At 44.2% G+C, this 7,605-nt stretch carries 6 protein-coding genes; 5 read left to right on the top strand and 1 reads right to left on the bottom strand.

Translation table 11 applies throughout. From position 1 onward, the window contains the following. Positions 1-343 (bottom strand): LacI family DNA-binding transcriptional regulator (locus tag AC1DSE_RS26145; protein ID WP_477528420.1); only part of this gene is annotated, 343 nt, incomplete at its 3' end. Positions 344-512: 169 nt separating this feature from the next. Between AC1DSE_RS26145 and AC1DSE_RS26150 the strand changes: the two genes are divergently transcribed. From AC1DSE_RS26150 to AC1DSE_RS26170, 5 genes are all read left to right on the top strand, one after another. Beyond that, positions 513-1,274 (top strand): SDR family oxidoreductase, encoded by a 762-nt coding sequence (locus AC1DSE_RS26150; RefSeq protein WP_477511093.1) that lies wholly within the window; start codon positions 513-515, stop codon positions 1,272-1,274. A gap of 113 nt (positions 1,275-1,387) precedes the next feature. Beyond that, positions 1,388-2,647: a glucuronate isomerase gene (locus tag AC1DSE_RS26155; RefSeq protein WP_477528421.1), complete on the top strand. Its 1,260-nt coding sequence runs from the start codon at positions 1,388-1,390 to the stop codon at positions 2,645-2,647. Between the two features lie 221 nt (positions 2,648-2,868). After that, positions 2,869-3,888 carry a LacI family DNA-binding transcriptional regulator gene (locus tag AC1DSE_RS26160; RefSeq protein WP_477528422.1) on the top strand — a complete coding sequence of 340 codons (1,020 nt, stop codon included), beginning with the start codon at positions 2,869-2,871 and terminating at the stop codon, positions 3,886-3,888. Between the two features lie 202 nt (positions 3,889-4,090). Then, positions 4,091-5,506, top strand: coding sequence for an ABC transporter substrate-binding protein (locus tag AC1DSE_RS26165; RefSeq protein WP_477511090.1), 1,416 nt, complete (start codon positions 4,091-4,093; stop codon positions 5,504-5,506). Between the two features lie 82 nt (positions 5,507-5,588). Then, on the top strand, positions 5,589-7,605 hold a 2,017-nt coding region (locus AC1DSE_RS26170; protein ID WP_477528423.1), incomplete at its 3' end, for a carbohydrate-binding protein.

Below are 7,605 nucleotides of genomic sequence, written 5' to 3' on the forward strand. Positions count from 1 at the left end.
GTATGGCATCCACTTGATAGCGGCGAAAAGTTTCGATCGCGGATTCGATGTTGCTAATAGACAGCAACGTGATATAGCCGTATTTCTCGAGCTCCTCATTAAGCCGTGTAAGAAGGGATGATAGGGCTGCGCGTTCTATTGATGGCCATACGATGCCAATCGCGCCGCTTTTTCTCGAGACGAGACTTCGAGCAGCAATATTGGGTTGATAACCCATGTCTTTGGCGATGGAAAGGATATGCTGTTTCGTTTTATTTTGTACGAGCGGGCTGTCTCTAAGTGCCTTGGATACTGTAGAAAAGCTGACGCCTGCACGCTCTGCGATATCTTTGATGGTTACCATAGCTTCCCTCCGAAAGGAACTTTAACGACTATTATCATAAGTCATACATCCTATCATAGTCCAATTAATATGCAAATGAAAGCGGTATAATTGGTGTAGACAGTATGGGCTTATTGCGATATTATGAAAAATAACAACGTTGTTATTTCGATTATAAGGTGGTTTTCTCATGTTTAATTTAACAGATACCGTATCCGTTGTAATCGGTGGAAATGGTGTCCTTGGCAGTGCCATGGCTTCTGCACTGGCTGAAGCGGGATCAAAAGTAGCCATCGTTGGCCGCGATATGGAGAAAGCAAAATTAGTATGCAATCAAATAAATAGCAGCGGCGGAACGGCGATCTCTTTGCAAGCAGATGCAACAAAAAAAGATGAACTAGAAGCGGTGCTGAACGATATTCTGCAATGGGGAGGACGTATAGATACCCTTGTAAATGCTTCAGGAACAAACAGCCCCACGCCTTTCTTTGATTTGAAGATGGATGAATGGGATCGAATTATGGACGTCAATTTAAAGAGTGTTGTGCTGGCTTGCCAAGTGTTCGGTAAACAAATGATTGAACAGGGCAGCGGCGGCTCCATTATCAATATCTCTTCTGTCTCCTCATCACCACCGCTCTCTCGCGTGTTTACTTACTCAGCATCGAAGGCAGGAGTTAACAGCATCACGCAATTTTTAGCACGCGAATTTGCGCCAGACCGCGTAAGAGTTAACGCTATTATTCCAGGTTTTTTCCCGGCGGAGCAGAACAAAAAAATACTTTCACCCGAAAGAGTAGAGTCGATTATGCAGCATACGCCGATGAATCGTTTCGGAAATCCGGATGAGCTGAAGGGCGCGGTTGTTTATTTGGCTTCATCCAAAGCGTCTTCATTTGTTACCGGCTCATTCCTCCGCGTGGATGGCGGATTTGGTGCGATGACGATATGATAAGACCGCGTTTACAGCTAAAGGGAACGGACAACAACGACTGCATTTGAACACATAAGGCGCATAAAGCTTTGGGGGAAACGGTTGAAGCCAATAAGAGAGGGGATAAGAAAATGAGTACTCAAACCATTGCAAGCCTACTAGATATTAAAGCGACGGTTGATCGTTTAGCTATGAGCACGCCTGTTACGGATATGCATACGCATCTATATGCTCCTGAATTTGGGGAACTGCTATTATGGGGCATCGATGAGCTGTTGACTTATCATTACTTAATTTCAGAGTCGTTCAGATGGTCAGAGGAGGAGTACAGCCAATTCTGGTCGATGACAAAGCGTGAGCAGGCGGACTGGATATGGAAGCAGCTGTTCATTGATCATTCTCCTGTAAGCGAAGCTGCAAGCGGATTTATTACGATTCTTAAACGTCTTGGATTCGATGTATCCTCACGCAATCTGGACGATTACCGGCAAGCACTTGCGAAGCGTACGGTAGAACAGCAGGTAGATACGGTCATGCAGATCGCTGGAATTGAGAAAATCGTCATGACGAACGATCCGTTTGATCCTGTTGAACGTCCCGTTTGGCTGTCAGGCAAAGGAAAAACGGATGCCCGTTTCTATGCAGCGCTGCGAGTTGATGCGCTTCTTAATGATTGGGATCATGCGGTGAAAGAGCTGCAAAATCTTGGTTATGATGTACAAGCGGAATGGTCTGAGCGGACAAAGGCAGAAACAAGACGTTTTCTCTCGGAATGGATTACTCGGATGGATGCGCTTTATCTTGCCGTGTCGATGCCTGGTGATTTTGAATATCCAGCCGATGATCATCGAAGCAAGATGATTGATGAGGTTATGATCCCTGTATGCCAAGCAAAAAGTATTCCGTTTGCGTTAATGATTGGCGTTCGCAGACGGGTGAACCCATCACTCAGATTAGCAGGCGATATGAGCATGTTGTCTGATGTATCTGCAGTGGAAGCTTTATGCCGCCGTTACCCCGAGCAGAAGTTTCTCATCACGATRCTGGCAAGAGAAAATCAACATGAATTAACAGTGCTTGCCCGTAAGTTCCGGAATCTGATGATATTTGGCTGCTGGTGGTTTCTGCATATTGAATCGATGGTTGAGGAAATGACACGTTTCCGCATAGAGCTTCTAGGCACTTCGATGATTCCTCAGCACTCCGATTGTCGTGTGTTTGAGCAATTGATTTACAAATGGGAGCATTCTAGAAAAATCATTGGCAATGTTCTTGCAGCGAAATACGAGAAGCTGCATCATAGTGGATGGACGGTGACAGAAGAGGAGATCAAGCGGGATCTGGATGATATGCTGAATCGAAACTTCTGGCGTTTCCTAGACAAAGAGTAATCCATTTAAGGTTATTCATTAAAAATGCTCAAGGTGATTCTATCCGTAAAATGCGGTGTGGATCACCTTTTCTTATGGCAATGGCGGATATGGAAACACTGGAAATATTGCTCAAAATAACTATTGAAATCGATTTCATTATTTGATATATTATTAAATATCAACTTGATAGCGCTTTATTTGTTTATATCTGACAAAATTTATAGCAAAGGTCGAATCTTATGGATGTTAATATCGTTGATGTAGCTAAAGCGGCAAAGGTATCACCGACTACTGTCTCGCGCGTGTTAAACAATAACCCGCTCGTTAAGAACAAAACGAGGGAAAAGGTTCTCATGGTTATTGAGCAGATGAACTACGTTCCCAATGCTGCAGCCAAAAATCTACGCCAGCAAAAAACGTTTACTATTGGAATAATTGTGCCTGATATTATGGTTGCCTATTACTCTAATTTAGTAAAAGGAATTCAGAACAAGGCGCATTTGGAGAAATTTAAAGTCATTATCTGCGATACCCAAAACAGCAGAGAAATTGAGCTCGGATATCTTCAAATGTTAACGAACAGAACGGTTGACGGCATGATCCTGATTGAGTCGTTACTGCCGAAAGAGACGGTTATGGAGCTGCTCGAAAGAGGTTATGTCATAGGGTCTATTGGACGCAGTATCCTGGATTCCAGAATTTATAACGTCCAAACGAATACGACAGAGGTCGCCATGCACGTGATTGAGCATCTCATCGAGCAGGGGCACAAAGATATAGCATTCATAAGCGGCTATAATGATGCTATCGATAGCTTGGATCGTCTGGAAGGCTACATCAAAGGATTAGAAAAACACGGAATTCCGTTCCGGCCAGAGCTTGTGGAAAATGGCGATTTCAACAAAAAAGGCGGATACTCAGCTTTAAAGCGCCTTTGGGATGCAGGGCAGAAGTTCACAGCTGTTTTTTCTGCCAATGATGAGATGGCATTAGGCATTTATGCCGCGTGCAGAGAAGCGAATGTAAGAATCCCTCAGGATCTAGCTGTTTTTGGCGTAGACAATGAAAGAGTTTCGAGATATTTGGTGCCTCAGCTTAGCACGGTTAATCAATTAAAGATTGAAATGGGCTATGCTGCTGCGGAAATGCTTATCAAGAAAATTAAGGGTGAGATGGCGGACGACGATGAGCGTATTGTCGTTGTTGATTCTCAGCTGTGCATTCGTGCTTCTTCTAATTATAAAAGAGTGCAATCATAATTTCAGATTATGAATATCTCTTTTTCACAAAATGAAATCGATACCATTTTAAAATATAGCCGCTTTGCATACAAGAGACACGGCTTCCATGTTCTCGTATGCGACAGCAACCATTTATGAAATCGTTTTCAAAAAGTAATGCCTAACCTTAGGTACATGCAAGTGTATCCATATATCATTTGAAGAAAAAGGGGATAGTGAAATGAACAGTAAGAAAATATTTTCATTATTACTGGTATTGTCGTTATTCGTCACCGTATTAGCTGCCTGTTCGGGCGGGAACAACAAAACAAATGAAGGATCTACTTCTACTGCTACGAATAAGCCGACAGAGGACAATACCAAGGCAGAAGAGACGCCATCATGGCAAACAGAGAAAATTACATTAAAGTTTGCAAGCTGGGAAGACCCGAAGATGGAAGGCGAAATGATAAAAGCCTTCATGGCAAAATATCCGAATATTACAGTAGAGAAAGACGAAACGATCAACTGGCCTTGGACAGATGCTTTGACTGCAGCAGCCAGCGCGAGCAAATTGCCTGACGTGTTCTGGGTAGAAAGTGTACCTGTAGGCGTAGAGAACGAATGGCTGCTCGATCTGTCACCATATTGGGATCAAGATGAGGAAACGCAGGCTATTTATCCGAATATTGCGAAGCAAGCGGTTTATGGCGGGAAGCGCCTAGCATCGCCTACTTTCCAGTTTATTATGGGTGTCTATGTGAATAAAACGCTGCTTGAGAAAAACAACATTCCGCTTCCTGGATATAATTGGACCATTACAGAGATGATCGACATCGCCAAGAAGGTATCCAAGCCTTCGGAACATATTTATGGGATTTCAGGCCCGTGGGGCAATCTATCTTTCAATGAACACTGGCCAATGGCGAATGATAGTGCGCTAGGCTACAACACATTTGATGGTGAGAAATTCCATTTCACGAATCAGCAGTGGATCGATGGCTACAACCAACAGCTTGAGCTTCGCAGGTTGAAAGTGGAAGAAAAAATGACTGGCGAAGAAAAAACAAAAGTATTCGGCGAAGAAGGAGCTTGGCCGCTGCAGAAAGGGCATGTCGCACTCGGAATTGACGGTTCTTGGAATATGAATTCCTTGCCGCCGGAAATGGAAAAGTCGGGAGCTGGCGTCGTAGATTTCTATCCATACCCAGCTGGCAATGCGGGACAAAAGATGCCTGTAGTCCTTGACTATATCGGTGTATCCTCCACAACCAAACATCCAGAAGCTGCTTATGAGCTGATGAAATTTATGTCATGGAGCAAGGACGGCTGGCTGAAGCGTCTTGAGCTGAACAAGGAATTGAACATCAATATCGATAAATTCCCAGTTGCTGATTTCCCTGAGGTATGGGAGAAGCTGACGGGCGAGCTGAAACTAGACGGTGCGAAAGCAGCCATTGGATTGCTCGGCGATGCAGTTCCAGATTATAACAAGGTTCTTCCGGGCTGGAGAGAATTCAGTGCTTGGGCATCCGATGAACAAAAAATATATGAGAAGTTCGCAAACGGTGAATTGAAGCCTGCTGATAAAGCGAAAGAAATGGAAGACAAAGCAAATGAGTTCGTAGGTCAAGCGCTRCAAAGATTAAGTCAATAATACAGATTGACCGTAGATGCGGAAGAAGCTATATGATCTTTCGCATCTGCGGCATTAATGAAGCATAGGCAGGGAAGAGACCATGAAAAAAACTTATCAAATCTTACTGATATGCTTGATGATTGCAGCTCTTCTTGCTAGCGGACTCCCGGGATCGTTAGTACAAGCTGAATCGGAGCAAGCGGCAGCGCCCAAGGCAGAAGGCTCAGCGGATGCGCTTAATCTGATAGAGAAGACCTATTCAGAAAAGCTAAAAGAGTGGTCTGAGGTTCCTATCATTCCAAACGCAAACATCATCGTTTCACCTGCCAAAAATGTGGAAAACGCAGCATTACTAGTCTCTCTACAGGATAGCTTCAATTACGGTCAGGAGACACTTCGTTGGAATAAAGACGCAAAGATCACGTTCGACATTCATGTTGAAAAAACGGGGTTATATCAGCTAGCGTTTGACTATTACATGCTGGATGACAGCATTTTGCCCACAGAGGGTTATTTGCAAATCAATGGACAATACCAGTTCTATGAAAGCCGTCATATTTTGTTTCCTAGCAGATGGGAGAACAAACCTCTTGCAGAAAAGTGGGATCGTTATGGCAACGAGCTGCTGCCGCGTTCCCAGAAAGTGAAGTTATGGCAGACGGTATATGCCATGGATTCTAGTTATTTTCATATGGAGCCTTTAAAGTTTCAATTAAAAGAAGGCTTGAACTCCGTTACGTTAGTCAATACCAGGGGAGAGTTGCTGCTTGGCGATGTGAGAGTAGAAGCCCCTGCCCAAATACAAACATATGAAAAGTATTTAAAGAGCTTCCCAGCAGAAGAAACTGGTGCTGAGCGTATCGACACACTGCTCATAACTGAAGCGGAGCAAATGCTATATAAAAACGATTCCTCCATCAGAGCAGCCTCGTCACGCGATAGCAAGGTGACGCCCTACGAAACGAACAAGCTGCTRCTCAATATGATCGATGCGGGTTCCTATGAAGAAGGCGGTCAATCGTTAACATGGGAGCTGGAGGTTCCCAAGGATGGGTACTATCAAATTGCTTTGAAATACTTGCAAAGTACTCAATATGATTTGCCCGTGTTTCGCCGAATTGAGCTCGATGGCGTAGTTCCATTCCGCGAGGTGGACAATTATGCTTTTCATTATACGAAAAAATGGCGGAATGAGACGCTTGGCAGTGAGGATAAGCCTTATCAATTTTATATGACGAAGGGCAAGCATACGCTCAGCATGACAGTGAATTTATCACATATGCGTCCTCTAGCAGAGGATATCTTCACCAAAATGAGAGAGATCAGCCGCATGACGCTAGAAATCAAGAAGCTGACAGGAAATAAACTAGATTTGTATAGAGATTGGAATCTACTTGAATACATGCCGGAACTAGATAAACAGCTCTCTGGCTGGGCGGATGATCTTGATCAACGCTTTGAAGAGATTAGCCTGCTTAACCCGAAGGTGAAGGAAATCGGCGAAATTGTCAATTTGAAGCTGGCATCGAAGCAATTGCGATCCCTTGCGAAGGACCCCAACGAATTGCCCAATCGCTTAAATCTGTTTTCTGAAGGGTCGGCGTCAGCTTCTCAATTGCTAGGTACGCTTTTGCAGAGCATTTCGGAGTCGCCGCTTGCACTTGACCGGATTTATGTTTCTCAGGATGGCAAGCTGCCATCTCCAAATGCAGGTTTTTTCAAGAAATCAGGGGAAACGGTTAAACGCTTTTTCTTATCCTTTACGAAACAATCCTATTCAAGCTCAAACAAAATAAATGGTGAGCTGGAGGTTTGGGTCAATCGCCCAAGACCTTTCGTTGAGCTCATGCAGAAGATGATCGATGAGCAGTTTACGCCGGAATCGGGCATTGCCGTTAAGCTGTCCATTATGCCGGACGAGAATAAGCTCGTTCTGGCTAACGCATCCAATCGTCAGCCGGATGTTGCTCTTGGAGTGAGCAACTGGATTCCCTATGAACTGGCCATTCGGAATGCGGCTATGGATTTGCGGCAATTCGCTGGTTACGAGGAGAGCATCAAGCGGTTCTCCAAAGGTGCGATTATTCCATTTTCGTTCGAGGAAGGCGTATATGCAT

The organism is Paenibacillus sp. 01L418 (assembly GCF_056400045.1).

Bases quoted from the DNA above. Each gene is read 5' to 3' on its own strand.
- AC1DSE_RS26160 (WP_477528422.1), top strand. From the start codon at position 2,869: ATGGATGTTAATATCGTTGATGTAGCTAAAGCGGCAAAGGTATCACCG.
- AC1DSE_RS26150 (WP_477511093.1), top strand. From the start codon at position 513: ATGTTTAATTTAACAGATACCGTATCCGTTGTAATCGGTGGAAATGGT.